Annotated in this window: 14 protein-coding genes; 5 read left to right on the top strand and 9 right to left on the bottom strand. The window is 66.7% G+C overall.

The genetic code is table 11. The annotated features are described in order from the left end of the window. Window positions 1–135: 135 nt before the first annotated feature. The 5 genes from QWL29_RS11235 to QWL29_RS11215 all read right to left on the bottom strand — a co-directional run bounded on the left by QWL29_RS11235 (window position 136) and on the right by QWL29_RS11215 (window position 5,024). Window positions 136–1,476: an erythromycin esterase family protein gene (locus QWL29_RS11235; RefSeq protein ID WP_305822975.1), complete on the bottom strand. Its 1,341-nt coding sequence runs from the start codon at window positions 1,474–1,476 to the stop codon at window positions 136–138. 13 nt (window positions 1,477–1,489) lie between these two features. After that, entirely contained in the window at window positions 1,490–2,704 is a 1,215-nt protein-coding gene (locus QWL29_RS11230; RefSeq protein WP_305822974.1) for an SRPBCC family protein, read from the bottom strand. Between the two features lie 27 nt (window positions 2,705–2,731). Beyond that, window positions 2,732–3,415: a phosphoribosyltransferase gene (locus QWL29_RS11225; RefSeq protein ID WP_305822973.1), complete on the bottom strand. Its 684-nt coding sequence runs from the start codon at window positions 3,413–3,415 to the stop codon at window positions 2,732–2,734. Window positions 3,416–3,646: 231 nt separating this feature from the next. Further along, a complete protein-coding gene (fghA, locus tag QWL29_RS11220) occupies window positions 3,647–4,486 on the bottom strand; it encodes an S-formylglutathione hydrolase (protein WP_305822972.1) in 840 nt (279 codons plus the stop codon). Window positions 4,487–4,847: 361 nt separating this feature from the next. Continuing rightward, window positions 4,848–5,024 (bottom strand): hypothetical protein, encoded by a 177-nt coding sequence (locus QWL29_RS11215; protein ID WP_305822971.1) that lies wholly within the window; start codon window positions 5,022–5,024, stop codon window positions 4,848–4,850. A 174-nt stretch (window positions 5,025–5,198) separates the two neighbouring features. On the opposite strand from QWL29_RS11215, the gene QWL29_RS11210 reads away from it, so the two are divergent. After that, window positions 5,199–5,435: a hypothetical protein gene (locus QWL29_RS11210; RefSeq protein ID WP_305822970.1), complete on the top strand. Its 237-nt coding sequence runs from the start codon at window positions 5,199–5,201 to the stop codon at window positions 5,433–5,435. A 440-nt stretch (window positions 5,436–5,875) separates the two neighbouring features. Then, complete coding sequence (locus QWL29_RS11205; protein ID WP_305822969.1) at window positions 5,876–7,966, top strand: ATP-dependent helicase; 2,091 nt, start codon at window positions 5,876–5,878, stop codon at window positions 7,964–7,966. Window positions 7,967–8,027: 61 nt separating this feature from the next. Here QWL29_RS11205 and QWL29_RS11200 read toward each other — a convergent pair whose 3' ends face one another. The 3 genes from QWL29_RS11200 to QWL29_RS11190 all read right to left on the bottom strand — a co-directional run bounded on the left by QWL29_RS11200 (window position 8,028) and on the right by QWL29_RS11190 (window position 9,767). Continuing rightward, window positions 8,028–8,201 (bottom strand): hypothetical protein, encoded by a 174-nt coding sequence (locus QWL29_RS11200; protein ID WP_305822968.1) that lies wholly within the window; start codon window positions 8,199–8,201, stop codon window positions 8,028–8,030. Window positions 8,202–8,323: 122 nt separating this feature from the next. Next, window positions 8,324–9,139 carry an SIR2 family NAD-dependent protein deacylase gene (locus QWL29_RS11195; RefSeq protein ID WP_305822967.1) on the bottom strand — a complete coding sequence of 272 codons (816 nt, stop codon included), beginning with the start codon at window positions 9,137–9,139 and terminating at the stop codon, window positions 8,324–8,326. Continuing rightward, window positions 9,132–9,767 carry a phosphohydrolase gene (locus QWL29_RS11190; RefSeq protein ID WP_305822966.1) on the bottom strand — a complete coding sequence of 212 codons (636 nt, stop codon included), beginning with the start codon at window positions 9,765–9,767 and terminating at the stop codon, window positions 9,132–9,134. The genes QWL29_RS11195 and QWL29_RS11190 overlap by 8 nt, the downstream gene beginning before the upstream one ends. Window positions 9,768–9,920: 153 nt before the next feature. On the opposite strand from QWL29_RS11190, the gene glpD reads away from it, so the two are divergent. Further along, window positions 9,921–11,462: a glycerol-3-phosphate dehydrogenase gene (gene glpD / locus QWL29_RS11185; protein WP_305822965.1), complete on the top strand. Its 1,542-nt coding sequence runs from the start codon at window positions 9,921–9,923 to the stop codon at window positions 11,460–11,462. Window positions 11,463–11,964: 502 nt separating this feature from the next. On the opposite strand, the gene QWL29_RS11180 is transcribed toward glpD, so the two are convergent. Next, the gene (locus QWL29_RS11180; RefSeq protein WP_305822964.1) at window positions 11,965–14,637 is read right to left on the bottom strand and encodes a M1 family metallopeptidase; all 2,673 of its coding nucleotides are present in this window, start codon (window positions 14,635–14,637) and stop codon (window positions 11,965–11,967) included. 158 nt (window positions 14,638–14,795) lie between these two features. Between QWL29_RS11180 and QWL29_RS11175 the strand changes: the two genes are divergently transcribed. Further along, entirely contained in the window at window positions 14,796–15,422 is a 627-nt protein-coding gene (locus QWL29_RS11175; RefSeq protein ID WP_305822963.1) for a glutathione S-transferase family protein, read from the top strand. A gap of 140 nt (window positions 15,423–15,562) precedes the next feature. Next, a complete protein-coding gene (locus tag QWL29_RS11170; protein ID WP_305822962.1) occupies window positions 15,563–15,910 on the top strand; it encodes a DUF4870 domain-containing protein in 348 nt (115 codons plus the stop codon). Window positions 15,911–15,918: the final 8 nt, after the last annotated feature.

Here is a 15,918-nt window from a genome sequence, read left to right as displayed (position 1 = left end):
AAATTCAATCTTCTTCTTGCAAAACGGGTGGAGTCCATAGATACGTGTCATCGTCAACGCAAAAAAAACGCGGCGCAATTGCTCGGGCAGCGGAATTCGATCAATTTATCCGTATTACTTTCGCGTGCTCTATTTCTAGATCCCTTCGGGGTAGGTCTCCGGTGGCTCGCCGGAATGCCAGCCGCTGGTTGCATCCAGCGGTACCAGCGCCTCGGTGCGGTCGATGTGGATCACGGCGTCGAATTGCTGGGCCATCTGGGCGTTGAAGTAATGGCTCTGGCGTTCGGTGCGCGGCAGGTAGAGCACGCCGATCGCGCGTTCCAGGCGGCGCTCCATCATGATGCGCCGCACCGGCGTGTCGTCGCGCAGGTTCAGCCAGTAGCGCGGCAGGCCTACGTGGTGCAGCAATTCCTCGTAGCTGCCGTGCAGGGCGGGGCGCACGCGCTTGCGTTCGGCCGGGCCGTCCCATGCGGAGGCCGCCGTTACATGGCCATCGTAGGTGGAAAACCCGATCAGGCAGGTCTGCCCGGGGTAGGCCTTGCGCGCCAGCTCGCCGACGTTCCACTCGCCGAGGCCGCCGACGTCGGTGGCGCGGGCGTCGCCGATGTGGGAATTGTGTTCCCAGACCACGATCTTGGCCGGCTCGCCGTCGCGCGACAGGTGGCGCGTGAGCGCGTCCAGGGTTTCGGCCATGTGGCTGTCGCGCAAATTCCAGGACGACACGCGGCCACGGAACATGGTGCGGTAGTATTCCTCGGCGTTCTTGACCAGGCGCGCGTTCTGCTGGGCGTAGAAGAAGGCATCCTCGCTCGAGGCGCCATCGGCCTGCATGTAGTCGAAGGCGCGCCCCTGCAGTTCCTGCAGCTGCTTCAGCACGCCTTGCTGGCAGGATTCGGACAGGCCGACACCGGTGGCGTAGCCGTAGTGCTGGCTGTCTTCCTCGTAATGGTCGAAGCAGGCGTAGCGGCGGCGCGCTTCGGCGGCCGCCGTCGGGTCCACCTTGTCGAGGTAGTCCAGCACTTCGCGCACCGAGGTGAACAGGCTGTACAGGTCGAGCCCGTAGAAGCCGACCTTGGGACCGGCGCGCAGGCCCTCGTTGTGGGCGCGCAGCCAGTCGACGAAGGCCGTCACATCGGTGTTGCGCCACATCCAGGCGGGAAAGCGCTCGAAGCCGGACAGGGCTTCGTCTGCGTTCTTGTCGTTTCCTTCTCCGCGCACGTAACGGTTGACACGGTAGGCGTCCGGCCAGTCGGCCTCCACCGCCACCGCCGTGAAGCCCTTTTCGCGGATCAGGCGCTGGGTGATGCGCGCCCGTTCCTCGTAGAACTCGTGGGTGCCGTGCGTCGCTTCGCCGATCAGCACGAAGCGGGCGTCGCCCACGAGATTGAGCAGGGCGTCGTAGTCGCCCGGCCCGCCGCCCAGGGGGTGGGCGGCGTCGGCCAGGGCGGCCGCGCCGATGACGGTTGCCGTTACCATGCGCTTGCGCTCGTTAATGCAGGAAGCGGCTGCCCGATTTTGCACGCCCGTTGTCGCGCGACGGATCGTTGGCCTGTGCATCGCGCGGGATCACGCCGCGCTCGACGAAGTGCTTCATGCGCGCAAGGTCGTCGTCCATCTGCCGTTTCGGGTCGGAACCGAGCAGCACCGCGAGACCGTGGCCGACGATGCCGGCCGGCGGCGTGTACGACAGGCGTACCGTCACCAGGGTGCCGCCGCGGTGCGGCTCGAAGGTGATCGAGCCTTCGTTGGCGATTTGCGCGCCGGGTTCGCTGCGCCAGGCCAGGCGCTTGCCTTTCGATTGCTCGGTCAGCACCGCATCCCACTCGAACTGGCTGCCGGCCGGACCCTGCACCACCCAGTGCGAGCGGCGGCGGCCGGCGTCGCGCACCTCGACCACGTGCGACATGAAGCGCGGGAAGTTTTCGTAGTTGCTCCACAGTTCATACACGTCTTCCGGCGAGGCGTCGATGCGGATGGTCTTTTCCAGGTTGACGCTCCGGCCGCGGCTGCGGCGGCCGCCCATCAGGTTCGAGAGCAGGCCGTTGCCGGTTTCATGGCCGGCGCCTGGACTGCCAACGCTGCGCGCCGCCAGCGCCAGGCCGGCCAGGCCCAGCACGCCGATCAGCGGCGAGCGGCGCATCAGGCCGAAGATGCCGAGCAGGCTGCCGCTGACGACCGCCGGGTTGCGCAGCAGCGAGGCGAGGTCGTCGCGGTTTTCCAGGTGCAGGGCGCCCATCACGCTGCTGCCGGCCTGGGTTGCCAGGCGGCCCAGGCGCGAGGTGGCGGCGTCGAGGTCGGAACCGGTCGAGCTGGCCATGCGCGAGACGCTGTCCACGGTGTTGTCCCAGGCGCGGTGGGCGGCGCCGTCGGGCTTGGCCGCTTCCAGCGCGCGGCTGGCGCGCGCACTGGCGGTGTCGGCCAGATCCTTGGCATTGCCGCCGGCCTTGTCGTACAGGTTGCTGGCGCTGTCGGCTGCGCTGTGGGCGAGCGAGCCGATGCGTTCGCTGACGCCGTGCCAGGCATTGCCGAGCGCGCTGCCGGTACGCGAGCCGGCATTGCGCAGGGCCGCGGTCGAGGTCGAGCGGCGGGCGCCGCCGCGGTCGGGGTCGAGCATGTACATCAGGAGGGCGCCGGCGGCGGCGCCGCCCAGCAGCTTGGCGAGGTCGCCTGCTTCGTATCCGGTTTCGGTGCGGGTATGTTTCATGTTCTGTCCTTTTCGTTGGGTTGCTCGTCAAAGGGGCGAAGCCTGTTTGCTCCAGGCCAGCGCCAGCAAATCCTGCACTTCTTCGTCGCTCGTCTGTTCGAACGCGTCGTACCACTGGCTCACCGCGCGAAAGCGCAGCGGCGACAGCAAGCAGACCAGCTCGTCCACGTCGGGTTCGAGCCGGTCCAGCGTATCGGGCGGCGCCACCGGCACCGCCACGATCACGCGCGCCGCCTGGCGCTGGCGGGCAATCTGTACTGCTGCTTCCATCGTCGCGCCGGTTGCGATGCCGTCGTCGACGATGATCACCGGGCGCTGCGCCAGCTGCGGCTCGGGCCGCCCGCCCCGGTACAGGCGCGCGCGGCGTTCGATTTCCGCCAGTTCGCGCGCAGTAATCGCGTCGATTTCTTGCTGCGTCACGCCCATCAGGCCAGGCACGCCCGGCTGCAGCACCTGCACGCCGCCGCTCCCGACCGCGCCAATGGCGAACTCGGGCTGGTAGGGCAGGCCGAGCTTGCGAACCAGCAGCAAATCGAGTTCCAGGCCGAGCGCCGTTGCCACCGCAAAGGCCACCGGCACGCCACCGCGCGGCAAGGCCAGCACGATGGCGCCCGATGCGTGCGGGTCTTGCCGCTGCGCGTACCGCGCCAGCCGCTTCGCCAGTTGCCTGCCGGCCTGCACACGGTTCTTGAAACGCTGTTGGTCTGCCACGGTGCGCCGCTCCAGGCGAATCGGGTCGTGTTCAGCCAGACGAGCTGCGCTCGCGCAGCTTGCCTATCCAAGTTTCAGAATACACCACGTTTTCGGGCACATGCGCCCGTTTGCCTGATGGCATTTTTCAGCTGCGGCGGGGCAGCGGACAGCCGTGTTCGCGGGCAATGGCAGAGATGCAAAAGGACGCGTTCCGGATGGCGATGCCGCCTGGCCGGAACGCGGGAAGAATCAGCCGAGCTGGCGGCCGTGGAAGCGCAGGTGGTCTTCGACGAAGGTCGAGATGAAGTAGTAGCCATGGTCGTAGCCTTCATGGCGGCGCAGTTCCAGCGGCTGGCCGGCGGCGCGGCAGGCGGCCTCGAAGGCGTCCGGGTTCAGCTGGTCGGGCAGGAACTTGTCGGCCAGGCCCTGGTCGACCAGGATGCCCTGCGGGAAGCGCACCGGGCCGCCGGCCACCAGTTCGGTGGCGTCGTAGGCCTTCCAGGCCTCGCGGTCGGCGCCGAGGTAGCCGCCGAAGGCTTTCTCGCCCCAGGGGCAGCGGGTCGGCGCGGCGATCGGGGCAAAGGCCGAGACCGAGCGGAACAGGCCAGGGTTGCGCAGGGCCAGCATCAGGGCGCCGTGGCCGCCCATCGAGTGGCCGAAGATGCCACAACGGGCCGGGTCGGCGCCGAATTCCGCCATCACCAGTTCGCGCAGCTCGAGGATGTAGCTGTACATGCGGTAGTGGCGCGACCAGGGTTCGGCGGTGGCGTCGACATAGAAGCCGGCGCCGACGCCGAAGTCCCAGCTGTCGGTTTCACCCGGCACGCCGGCGCCGCGCGGGCTGGTGTCGGGGGCGACCAGGATGATGCCGAGTTCGGCAGCCACGCGCTGGGCGCCGGCCTTGGTCGTGAAGGTTTCTTCGGTGCATGTGAGGCCGGCCAGGTAGAACAGCACGGGCAATTGCTTGCCTTCGTGGCCGGGCGGCAGGTAGACCGAGAATTTCATTGGCAGGCCGATGGCCTGGGCGTCGTGCTGGTAGAAACGCTGGACGCCGCCGAAGCAGGCGTGTTCGTTCAGGAGTTGGGGCATGGTGGTGTATCCGTCGTGTGATCGATGGTGCAAGTATGCCAGTTTGGCATGGGGCGGTGGTGGGGTGTTGTTTGCCGGGTTGCGTGCGGGGATGTTTGTGGGTGTTCGACCGGCAAGCGTTGTACCGCGTGGGCACGAGTGCCTGCGCGGCCCGGCCCACCCTACGCCGCAACGCATGTCGACCGTTTCGGTCAGCGAAGCCGCTTTTGTAGGGTGGGCTCTTGAGCCCACGCGGTACAAGGTTCGATCAATCGAATACGAAGCAACAATCAGACGATGCCCGGTGCACCGAGCAAGCTTCCCGCAACCAGACCCACAGCAAGTGCAACCTGGAACGCCAGATCACCATGCGGCGCCGGCCTCAACCGCCGCCAATTCCATGGATCACCTTGCCACTGCCCCCGCACTCAGGGCAGGGCTTGCCATCGCCCAGCTTGCCGCTGCCGGAGCAGGCGTCGCAGATGTCTTCGCCGGTGCCGGGCGTGCCGGGAGCGGCGTCGTCGCCGGGGTTCAGGTCCGGTTGCGGTGTCGTGTTCATCGCTGCCTCGCTGGTAGTGAAATGGAAATCAACGCAGCCATTCTAGGCACGCTGCGCAAACAGCGGCGCTACGCTGCCGCCTGGCATGCCTACACAACTTTATTCAATTCAATGCGAGAATGACATTGACATCGGCCATGAGTGAACAATACTCGTTACGCAGGCAGCATACCGATGATCAGCCACGACAGCCCCGGGGGAACGATGAAGCAGGCACCAGCCATCTTGCGCAGCATGGTCGCAGAAGAACGTACCGACATGCACCAGCGCGCCATCGTGGACGACGGCATCGCCGTGCAGTTCAGCGCCAATACCATGTCTGCCCTTGAATACCTCCGCTCGCGCAATGTCGGGCGCACGGTCATCGAGCGCGTACTGCTGGAACCGGGCCAGCGCCGTTCTCGCCAGTAAAGTTGCTCTACAGTTTGGATTTCGATTAACAAGAAAGCAATTTTGTGGATTGCGGGTAAACTCCCTTATACACAAAAATTTCTTTTTCGTAATTCCAACAGGTTTTCTATTCAAGCCGCGCAAATGCGTGCAAGTCATTGATTTCACTTGTATTCGGCTCTGCCTCCGGTTTGGGCATTTTGTTGAAAGCCGCATTCCGACACGCTTTTGCGATGTCAAGCCCGCCTTGTCCACAAAGTTATTCACAAAGTTTGTGGATATCCGGAAAACCTGTTTGTTTCCGGAGACTTAGCGCACATTCCTCGCAAGCCGTTTGAACTGGCTGAAAAGCGAACGCAGCCTTTTTACGACAGCTTGGTCGGGTGCACATCGAAAATGCACTTGCGCACGCTTACTGGACAGATATACAGTTGCGATGGTTCATCATTGCCATCCCTTCCATGACCGCCGCCGCCACCGATCCCTCCCTTGACGCCACCGTCGACGACCCGTTTGCCAGCCTGAACCCCGACCAGCGCGCCGCAGTCGAGCACGACATCGGTGCAGCCGCCACGCGCCCCTTGCTGGTGGTGGCCGGCGCCGGTTCCGGCAAGACGAACACGCTGGCGCACCGCGTCGCGCGGCTGATCATGGGAGGCGCCGACCCGCAGCGCATCCTGCTGCTGACCTTTTCGCGGCGCGCCGCCAATGAAATGAGCCAGCGCGCGGGCAATGTGCTGCAGCGCATCATGGGCGGCAGCAACGGGACCGTGACGCTGCCCTGGGCCGGCACCTTCCACGGCATCGGCGCGCGCCTGCTGCGCGAGTTTGCCAGGCGCATCGGCCTGGACGAATCCTTCACCATCCACGACCGCGGCGATTCCGAAGACCTGATGGGCATGGTGCGCCACGAGATCGGACTCACCGGCACCCAGAAGCGCTTTCCGCTGAAGGGCACCTGCCTGGCGATCTATTCGCGCGTGGTGAATTCGCGCGAGCCGCTCGACCTGGTCCTGCAAGCCATGTTCCCCTGGTGCGCGGAATGGGAAGGCGACCTGAAGCGCCTGTTCGGCGCCTATGTCGACGCCAAGCAGGAACAGAACGTGCTCGACTACGACGATTTGCTGCTGTTCTGGGCGGAAATGGCATCCGACCCGGAGCTGGGGCCGGAACTCGGCGCGCTGTTCGACCACATCTTGGTCGACGAGTACCAGGACACCAACCGCCTGCAGTCGAGCATCATCACCGGCATGAAGCCGGACGGGCAGGGCGTGATGGTGGTGGGCGACGATGCGCAATCGATCTATTCCTTCCGCGGCGCAACGGTGCGCAACATCCTCGACTTTCCGAAGCAGTTCTCGCAGCCCGCCGAAGTGATCACGCTGGAGCGCAACTACCGCTCCACGCAGCCGATCCTGGACGCGTCGAATGCCGTGATTGCCGCCGCGCTCGAACGTCACGCCAAGACGCTGTGGACCGACAAGGTCGCCAGCGCCTTGCCGCAATTGATCCTGATTCCGGACGAGGCCGAGCAGGCGCGCTGGGTCTGCAACCGCATCCTCGAGCACCGCGAAGCCGGCATCAAGCTTACGCACCAGGCCGTGCTGTTCCGCGCCGCCAGCCACAGCGCGGCGCTGGAGCTCGAACTCATGCGCCGGAATATCCCCTTCGTCAAATTTGGCGGCCTGAAGTTCCTGGAAGCCTCGCACATCAAGGACGTATTGGCGGTGCTGCGCTTTGCCCAGAACCCGAACGGACGGATGGCCGGCTTCCGCGTGGCGCAACTGATCCCCGGCATAGGCCCGGCCACCGCCACGCGCCTGCTCGACAAGGTGGCGGAAGCGCCGGAAGCGCTGGCCGCGGTAGAAGCCTTCGAAGTGCCGGCCAAGGCCCAGGGCGACTGGCAGGCGTTTGTCGAACTCTACCGGCGCCTGCGTACGCCCGGCCTGCGCTGGCCGGCCGACATCGAACTGGCCAAGGACTGGTACCAGCCGCATCTGGAGCGCCTGCACGACGATGCGCCGGTGCGCGCCGCCGACCTCGGTCAGCTGGCGCAACTGGCAGGTGGCTATGGCAACCGCGAAAGTTTCCTGGCCGAGATCACGCTCGACCCGCCGGAAGCGACGGGCGACCGCGCCGGCCCGCCGCTGCTCGACGAGGATTACGTGATCCTGTCGACCATCCATTCGGCCAAGGGCCAGGAGTGGAAATCGGTGCACGTGCTGAACGTGGTCGACGGCTGCATCCCCTCGGACATGAGCACCGGCAGCGCCGACGAGATCGAGGAAGAACGGCGCCTGCTGTATGTAGCCATGACGCGCGCCAAGGAACACTTGCACCTGGTCGTGCCGAACCGTTTTTATGTGAAGCAGCAGGCGCAGATGGGCGACCGCCACATGTATGCGGCGCGCACGCGCTTCGTGACGCCGGCCATGCTCAAGCATTTCGAGGAATGCGTGTGGATGACGGCCGACGTGGCGCAGTCGCGCAAGCCCATGCCGGACAGCGTGCGCATGCTGGTGCGCGACCGCGCGCGCAATGCCTGGAAATAAGTGAGAAGATGGGCTTGCCGAACTGGCAAAAATGAGGATCAAGAGAAGCTGATTTGATGACTTATCCCCTGCGCAGCTGCTCTGTAGGAATTTTCTGATAAGGCCACGCAACGACGAAAGCGCGCTTGTGCAGGTCCTTGATTTTAAAGGGACTTATTTTTGCCTCCGGAATGGGCATTTTGTTGAAACCCGCATCAATACTGCGCTTGCGGCTTGTCAAGGTATGCTTTTCCACACACTTATCCACATTTCTTGTGGATATCGATGTAATCCCAATAAAATCAAGGATTTAGATGCGGGGCGTTGATCTGCGGCAAAAGATCGGTGGTGAGGCGCCCACACCTCATCGGATCGCCGTTACGCCAGCGCGCTCCTGATCCGTTCCAGCGCATCGCGGGCGCCCAGCGCCAGGCCGACGCCGCTGGCGCCATCGAGCTGCGGCGCGCGTGGATTGATGCGCACCAATGGCGCGCGCTGGCGCTCGCTCATGCGGCGTACCGACGGAATGTCGACGCCGGCCCCGAGCTCGACCACTACCAGCCGCTCCACGCCGGCGCGCCAAGCTTGCAGGCGGGCGTACTGGGCATCGGTGCGGGTGTCGATCCAGGCGCTGTCGTTGAACATCAGGATGTTTGGCCGCGCCAGTGCGCCGCAATGCGGGCAGCGTGGCGGTGCTCCGCGCAGGCGGCAGGCGGCCGCATCGACTTCGGGCAGGAAGGCGCTGGCGGGCCAGATCGCATCGCTGCAGGGCTGGCTGCATTGCAGGTGGTGGATCGAACCGTGGCACTCGACCACCTGGTCGTCCCCGAAGCCGGCGCGCCCGAACTGGCCGTCGACATTGCTGGTGAAGACAAACGCGCCTTGCGGCATGGCGCGCGCCAGCTCGAGCAGGATGCCGAAGCCGGCGTGCGGGACGGTGTCGCGGTACAGGGCCAGGCGGTGGCCATAGAAACCCCAGGCCAGCGCCGGGTCGGCGCGGAAGCTGGCCGGGTTGGCGATCTCATGGAAGGGCGTGCGCGCCGCGCCGAGGGCCGGGTAGGCTTTCCAGAAACCGGCGTCGCCGCGAAAGTCGGGCAAGCCGGAGTCGACGCCCATGCCGGCGCCGGCGCAAATGAGGATGGCGTCGGCGCCGGCAATCAGCGCGGCGGCGCGGGCGATGTCCGCTTCAGGCATGCTCGTCCTCGCCGATCAGCCGGGTCAGGCGGTCGAGCTCGGCCAGGAAGCGTTCGCAGGCCAGGGCCGGCGGCCAGGGTTCCCAGGGCTGGCCGCCATACACCGCCGCCAGCGGATCGTCCTGCAGCACGGCGGCGCGGATCTTCAGGGTGCGCCGCACCTCCTCGCGCGACCAGCCGGCCACGTGCACCGCCTCGCTGGCGGCGGCCAGGCGGTCGGCGCGCTTGTGGCGGGCGTGCTCGCTCTCGGTCCAGGAAGGCAGGCGGTAGCGCAGGAACACCGCGTGCTCCAGGCGTTTGGTCAGCGCGCGGAAGCCGTCTCCGAGGAAAGGCTTGATGACCGACAGCGCATCGAAGCCGAGCAGGCCTTCCTCGGCATCGTGCAGCAGTTCGCGCAGTTCCAGCAGCGGGGCTATGCGTCCGCCGAGCGCGGCGCGCTGCAGCAGCATGACCGTGATCGAATGCTGGGCCACGGACAGCGGCAGCGGCCAGGCCGAATGGCCGCCCCAGCGGTAGGTGCGGGCCAGGCCCAGGGCCAGGTCGGCGTCGTCCCAGTCGAAAGGAGTGGGATTCAGCAGATCCAGGCGTTTGCCCGAAGGCATGCGCACCCAGGCGCGTTGTTGCTCCATCAGCAGCCGGACTCCCACATGTGTTGTTGCGTGCATCTCATCATCATGCTGCGATTCTACACATCGGCAAGCCAAGCCGCCGCGATTGATCTGTGCGAACATGGGGCAGGGCGGCAGCCCTACACTGGACCGGTTGCGTTTTCGGAGCACCGCATGAACCACATCGATTGCGACCTGCTGATCGTCGGCGGCGGCATCAATGGCGCAGCCATCGCGCGCGACGCCGCCGGGCGCGGCCTGCGCGTGCTGCTGTGCGAAAAGGACGACCTGGCCCAGCATACCTCGTCGGCTTCGAGCAAGCTGATCCACGGCGGCCTGCGCTACCTCGAGCACTACGAATTCGGCCTGGTGCGCAAGGCCCTGGCCGAACGCGAAGTGCTGCTGCGCAGTGCGCCGCACATCATGCGGCCGCTGCGCTTCGTGATGCCGCACGACCGCGACGGCGGCCAGCGCCCGGCCTGGCTGATCCGCGCCGGGCTGTTCCTGTACGACCGCCTGGCGCGGCGCGAAATCCTGCCGGGCTCGCAGGCCGTCGACCTGCGCGCGCATCCAGCCGGCGCCGCCCTGCAGCCGCACTACACCCGCGGCTTTGTATATTCCGACGGCTGGGTCGACGATGCGCGCCTGGTGGTGCTGAACGCGGTCGACGCGCGCGAACGCGGCGCCACCATCCTCACGCGCACGCGCTGCCTGGCGCCGCAACGCCATGCCGCCCACTGGAGCGCGACCCTGGTGCAGGGCGATGCCAGGCTGCAGGTGCGCGCTCGCTGCCTGGTGAACGCGGCCGGGCCGTGGGCGTCGCGCTTCCTCGACGGCTTGCCCGATTTGCCGGCGCGCGGGGCGCTGCGCCTGATCAAGGGCAGCCACATCCTGGTGCCGCGCCTGTTCGAGCATGAACAGGCCTACATCTTCCAGCATCCGGACGGGCGGATCGTGTTCGCGCTGCCTTACGAGGGGGCGTTCACACTGATCGGGACCACCGACGTCGATTACACGGGGGACCTGGACCGGGTGGCGATCGGGGCCGAGGAAGTCGCTTACCTGTGCCAGCTGGCGAACCGCTACTTCGTGCGCGCGGTGACGCCGGGCGACGTGGTGTGGAGTTATGCGGGGGTAAGGCCGCTGGTGCAGGATGGCAGCGGCGATGCAGCGGCGGTGACGCGCGACTTCCGGCTGGAGACCGATACCGACGGGGCGCGGCTGCTGTCTGTATTCGGCGGCAAGATCACGACCAGCCGCAAGCTGGCGGAAGGGGCGGTGGACTGGATCGCGCCGGCGCTCGGCAAGCGTGTGCCGGCCTGGACGGCAGGGGCTTGCCTGCCGGGCGGTGACCTGCATGGGCTTGGGCCGGACAAGCGCGGCGTGCTCGAGTTCGGGACCTGGGAGGCGACGCAGGCGGTGAAGTATCCGTGGGTGCCGCCGGCGCTGCTGCGGCGCTGGGTGCGGGCATACGGGACGCGGATCGATGTGCTGCTCGCGCGCAGGAATGCGGTGGCGGATCTGGGTGACGAGGTGGCGCCGGGGTTGTATGCGGCGGAGGTGGCGTACCTGGTGGAGAACGAATGGGCGTGCAGTGCGGCGGATATTCTTTGGCGGCGCAGCAAGCTGGGGTTGCATGTGGCGCCGGGGTGTGCGGGGGAGTTGGATGCGTGGCTGGAGGCGCGCAGGGTGGGGGCGCGGATGGAGCTTGATTGAAGGGGGCGCGGGCGGTATTGGGGCTGTTGCCTGTGACGTTATTGGGTGTGTTGANAGCTGGGGTTGCATGTGGCGCCGGGGTGTGCGGGGGAGTTGGATGCGTGGCTGGAGGCGCGCAGGGTGGGGGCGCGGATGGAGCTTGATTGAAGGGGGCGCGGGCGGTATTGGGGCTGTTGCCTGTGACGTTATTGGGTGTGTTGAATCCGCGTGGGCACGAGTGCCCACCCTACGGGACACGCTGCGTATCCGGGTCTCGTATGATCTCGCCGTCAACGGTGATGCCTTTTGCGTGAACTCGCCGATAACGCCGACCGTAGAGGATGTGAAAAAATTGTCAGGGCAAGGCGCCGAGTCGAAGACAGTACGAGCGTACGGCGAGACGAGGCAACGCAGCCATGGCGATTTTTTCACATCCTCGTAGGGTGGGCACTTGTGCCCACGCGGATCATGCGAACCAATAACGCGTCACGCAACAGCGCCACGAACACCGATCCGCCGGGTCTCACATCCCCTTGCGCTTCAACCACCCATCAATCTCCGGCACCCGCTCCCCGCGCACCTTCAACCGATCCTGGATGGCCGCAATCGCCGTCTCCGCGTCACGCCTGGCTTCCGGCGCCAGATTCGCCTCGGCATACCCGCGCACCTTGCCCACCATCTCCGGATCCGACGACCCGCGCGCCAGCGCCGGGAAGAAGCGGCTGCGCGAGCTGGCGTCGATGCGCGCGTTCACGGCGGCCATGTTGGCCAGCGCGAAGTCGAAGGCCAGGTCGGGATGGGTCTCGGCCACCGCCGAGATCATCTCCGCCCCGATCGTCTCGCCCGGCTCGCCGGTAATTGCCAGCGCCAGTGCGCGCCCGGCCAGGGCCGGGTCGTTGGCGCTGGCCAGCAGACCGTACATGGTGTCGCGCACCAGCGGCGAGGCTTCGGTGCGGGCGGCGGCGCGCAGCGCGTCCCAGGTCGGAGCGTCGGCATGCGCGGCCACCACCGCCAGGATGCTTTTCCTGAGCGCGGCCGGCACCGCCTGCGGGTCGCTCGCCATGGCGGCGTAGCGGCGGCGCGCCTCGGCCAGGGTGGCCGGGTCGCCCAGGTGCCCGAGCACTTCGATCAGCTGCGCGCGCAGGTTGGTGCGCGGCGTGGCCTCGTTTGCAACCGCGTTCCAGCCGATGTCCGCCATCACCGGCGCCAGGCGCGCCAGCGCATAGGCGTCGAAGCGCTTCTGGCCCGCGGCATCGCCTCGACCTTCGCCCGCATACTGGTTGTGGATCGCGGCAAACGTCCCGGCAATGCGGCCCCAGACCTGCGGGTCGGCGCCCTGCGGCGTGGCCTGGGCCAGGTCGAGGAAGCTCGATGCCGGCTGCAGGCCGGCCATGCCGAGCGCCCAGCTGTCGGCCAGCAGGCCAAGCTGGTCGATCGGCGCCAGGCCGGCAAAGCCGGCCGCCAGTTGCGTGAACGACTTCGGCGCGTACAGGGTGCGGTAGTAGCCGCTCTGGCCCGCGTTCACGACCACCGCGCCGCAGCCGGGCAGGCTGATGCTGCCCTTGCCGCCGGCGACCAGGGTGCGGCCCTGCGCCGTCGATCCGGCGATCTGCGCGATCACCGGCACGCGCCAGGACAGCGCCTTGCGCGCGGGCTGGTCGCGCGAGAACTCGCCCTGGACCAGCGCCACGGTGCTGCGCCCGTCCTTGCACACCGGGTCGGCCACGTGGATCAGCGGCACGCCCGGCTGCAGCGTGAAGTCGTGGGCGATGGCCGTCACCGGCTTGGCGGCGGCGCGTTCGATCTGGCGCCACAGATCGTTCGACACCGTGTTGCCGTAGGCGTGCTCGCGCATGTAGGCCCGCACGCCGGTACGCCAGGCATCCTCGCCGACATAGGCTTCCAGCATGCGGATCACGGCTTCGCCCTTCGAATAGGTGATCTCGTCGAAAGCCTGGCTGGCCTGTTCCACGGTCTCCACGTGCTGCACCACCGGGTGGGTGGTGGCCACCGAATCGCGCGCCATTGCGCCGTCGCGCACGCCCACCGCATTCAGCACCGTGTTCCATTCCGGGTGCAGGCGCGCCGTCGTGCGGCTTTCCATCCACGAGGCGAAGCCCTCGTTCAGCCAGAGATCGTCCCACCAGGCCATGGTCACCAGGTCGCCGAACCACTGGTGCGCCATCTCGTGGGCGGCGGTGACGAAGATTTCCTGCTTGTCGGACTGGGTCGAGATCGTCGGGTCGAGCAGCAGCGCGTACTCGAAGGTGAACACCGCGCCCCAGTTTTCCATCGCGCTGAAGAACTGGCTGCGGCCCGGGCCGGCCACGTTGTCGAGCTTTGGCAGCGGGTAGCGCACGCCGAAGTAATCGTTGTACTCGCGCAGGATGGCCTTCGAGGCGTCCAGCGCGAAAGCGGCCTGCGGCAGCGCGCCGCGGCGCGTGACCACGCCCAGTTCGGTGCCGTCCACATTGGCGATAGCGCGCTCGAAGCCGCCCAGCGCGAAGAACAGCAGGTAGGTCGACATCTTCGGCGAGTCGGCAAAGCGCACGCGCACGCGTCCGTCGGGCAGGGTGGCGGTGGACGCCACCGGCATGTTACTGACCGCCATCTCGCCGGCCGGCACCGTCGCTTCCAGCGCAAAGCTGGCCTTATACGCCGGCTCGTCCCAGGACGGCACCATGCGCCGCGCGTCCGAGTTCTCGAACTGGGTGAACAGGGCGCGCCGCTTGCCGGCCTCGCCGTCGTAGTCGAGCGAGAACAGGCCGGCGGCCTGGGTGCCGATCGCGCCGCTGTAGTCGATGGCCAGGCGGTAGCGGCCTTTTGCCAGCGGTTTAGGGAAGCTGAAGGTCGCGGTCTGGGCGTCCTCGTCGACGGCGATGCGGGCAGTCTGCGCCGGACTATTTTTCGCAGTGAGCGTGGCGCCGGCGAACGCCAGCTCGGCCGCGTTCAGGGTGATGCTGCGCGTCGGCGCCGCGACCTCCAGGTCGATCGCCACCCTGGCCGTGAAGCGCGACGCCGCCGCATCGGGCACGAGCGCGATGTCGTAGTGCAGCGGACGCACGCCGCGCGGCAGTTGGGTGGTCGTCCTGGCGGCGGCGCTGCCGGAGACTGGTGCGGCAAAGGCAGGGACGGGAGCGGCCGCGCCGCCGGCAAGGGCCAGGGCGACGGCGAGGGAAATCAGGCTGCGGTGCATGGAGTCTTTCGTCGTGGAGCCGGCGGCGCGAACGGCGGCCGTGCGCGGGCATCTTGGCGCGAAAGCAGGAAGGTGTCAATCCATCAACTTCGCTGCGCCGCGCAGGCGGGCTTGCGCTATGATCTGGCCACGCCGTCAACAATAAACGAAGGAGACCCATGAAACTGTATATCAGCAGCCATGCACCGAACCCGCGCCGCGTGAACATGTTCATCGCCGAGAAGGGCATCAGCGGCATCGACACCGTGATGGTCGACCTGATGAAGGGCGAGCACCGCAGCGCCGACTACCTGGGCAAGAATCCGCTGGGCCGGGTGCCGGCGCTGGAGTTCGACGACGGCCGCGTGCTGAGCGAAGCGCGCGCGATCTGCACCTACCTGGAAGGCCTGCATCCGGAGCCGAACCTGATGGGAGTGGACTTCGAGGAGCGCGCCTTCATCGAGATGGCGGACCGCCGCATGGAACTGCACCTGCTGCTGGAAACGGCCAGCGCTGCGCGCCACATCCACCCGGCCCTGGCCGCGCTGGAACAGCCCCAGTTCGCCGACTTCGGCGCGGCCCAGGCCGACAAGATGCGCATTACCGCGCGCTGGCTCGACCAGCTGCTGGCGCGCCAGGAGTACGTGGCGGGAGCGCGCTTCACGATCGCCGACATCACGGCATTCTGCGCGCTTGAGTTCGGGCGCGGGCTGTTGCGATTCCGGCCGGGCGAGGAAGGCATGGCCCACCTGCAGGCCTGGCGCGACCGCATCGCGGCGCGGCCGAGCGCGCAGGCGTCGAAGTGATGTGCTGCCCGTGGCCGGGCAACATAGTCGCCCAATGGTGACAATTCGATAGTTTCCGATTTGCAAGCGTACGTATAATGGCCCGGATCATCGGGCCCGGCCCGGTGAATCACACCATTATCTAATCGAGGAGAAGCAGAATGGAACACACCCCCGTCGCGACGACGCAAACCGGCGACAAGACGCTCGCCATCCTGGTGCACATCGGCGCGATCTTCTTCAGCTGGCTGGCGCCGCTGATCGTGTACCTCATCAAGAAGGGCAGCGGCGACGAGTTCACGACGGCAAATGCGCGCGAGGCGCTGAACTTCCAGATCACGCTGGTGATCGCCTATGTCGTCTGCTTCATCCTCTCGTTCGTCCTGATCGGCATCTTCCTGCTGTGGATCGTGATCCTGGCTAACCTGATCCTCTGCATCCTGGCCGCCGTGAAAGCCAGCAACGGCGAGACCTACCGCTATCCGATGACCATCCGCCTGGTCGGCTAAGCAGTTTT

The sequence above is a fragment of the Massilia brevitalea genome, assembly GCF_030711405.1.
In the GTDB taxonomy this organism is placed as follows: Bacteria; Pseudomonadota; Gammaproteobacteria; order Burkholderiales; family Burkholderiaceae_D; genus Telluria; species Telluria brevitalea.
Note: the sequence above shows the minus strand (reverse complement) of the source record. Positions and strands in the feature narration are given on the sequence as shown.

Excerpts from the sequence above, each read along its gene's own strand:
- QWL29_RS11235 (WP_305822975.1), bottom strand. The coding sequence starts at position 1,476 with ATGGTAACGGCAACCGTCATCGGCGCGGCCGCCCTGGCCGACGCCGCC.
- QWL29_RS11230 (WP_305822974.1), bottom strand. The coding sequence starts at position 2,704 with ATGAAACATACCCGCACCGAAACCGGATACGAAGCAGGCGACCTCGCC.
- fghA (WP_305822972.1), bottom strand. The coding sequence starts at position 4,486 with ATGCCCCAACTCCTGAACGAACACGCCTGCTTCGGCGGCGTCCAGCGT.
- QWL29_RS11215 (WP_305822971.1), bottom strand. The coding sequence starts at position 5,024 with ATGAACACGACACCGCAACCGGACCTGAACCCCGGCGACGACGCCGCT.
- QWL29_RS11210 (WP_305822970.1), top strand. The coding sequence starts at position 5,199 with ATGATCAGCCACGACAGCCCCGGGGGAACGATGAAGCAGGCACCAGCC.
- QWL29_RS11205 (WP_305822969.1), top strand. The coding sequence starts at position 5,876 with ATGACCGCCGCCGCCACCGATCCCTCCCTTGACGCCACCGTCGACGAC.
- QWL29_RS11195 (WP_305822967.1), bottom strand. The coding sequence starts at position 9,139 with ATGCCTGAAGCGGACATCGCCCGCGCCGCCGCGCTGATTGCCGGCGCC.
- QWL29_RS11190 (WP_305822966.1), bottom strand. The coding sequence starts at position 9,767 with ATGGAGCAACAACGCGCCTGGGTGCGCATGCCTTCGGGCAAACGCCTG.
- glpD (WP_305822965.1), top strand. The coding sequence starts at position 9,921 with ATGAACCACATCGATTGCGACCTGCTGATCGTCGGCGGCGGCATCAAT.
- QWL29_RS11180 (WP_305822964.1), bottom strand. The coding sequence starts at position 14,637 with ATGCACCGCAGCCTGATTTCCCTCGCCGTCGCCCTGGCCCTTGCCGGC.
- QWL29_RS11175 (WP_305822963.1), top strand. The coding sequence starts at position 14,796 with ATGAAACTGTATATCAGCAGCCATGCACCGAACCCGCGCCGCGTGAAC.
- QWL29_RS11170 (WP_305822962.1), top strand. The coding sequence starts at position 15,563 with ATGGAACACACCCCCGTCGCGACGACGCAAACCGGCGACAAGACGCTC.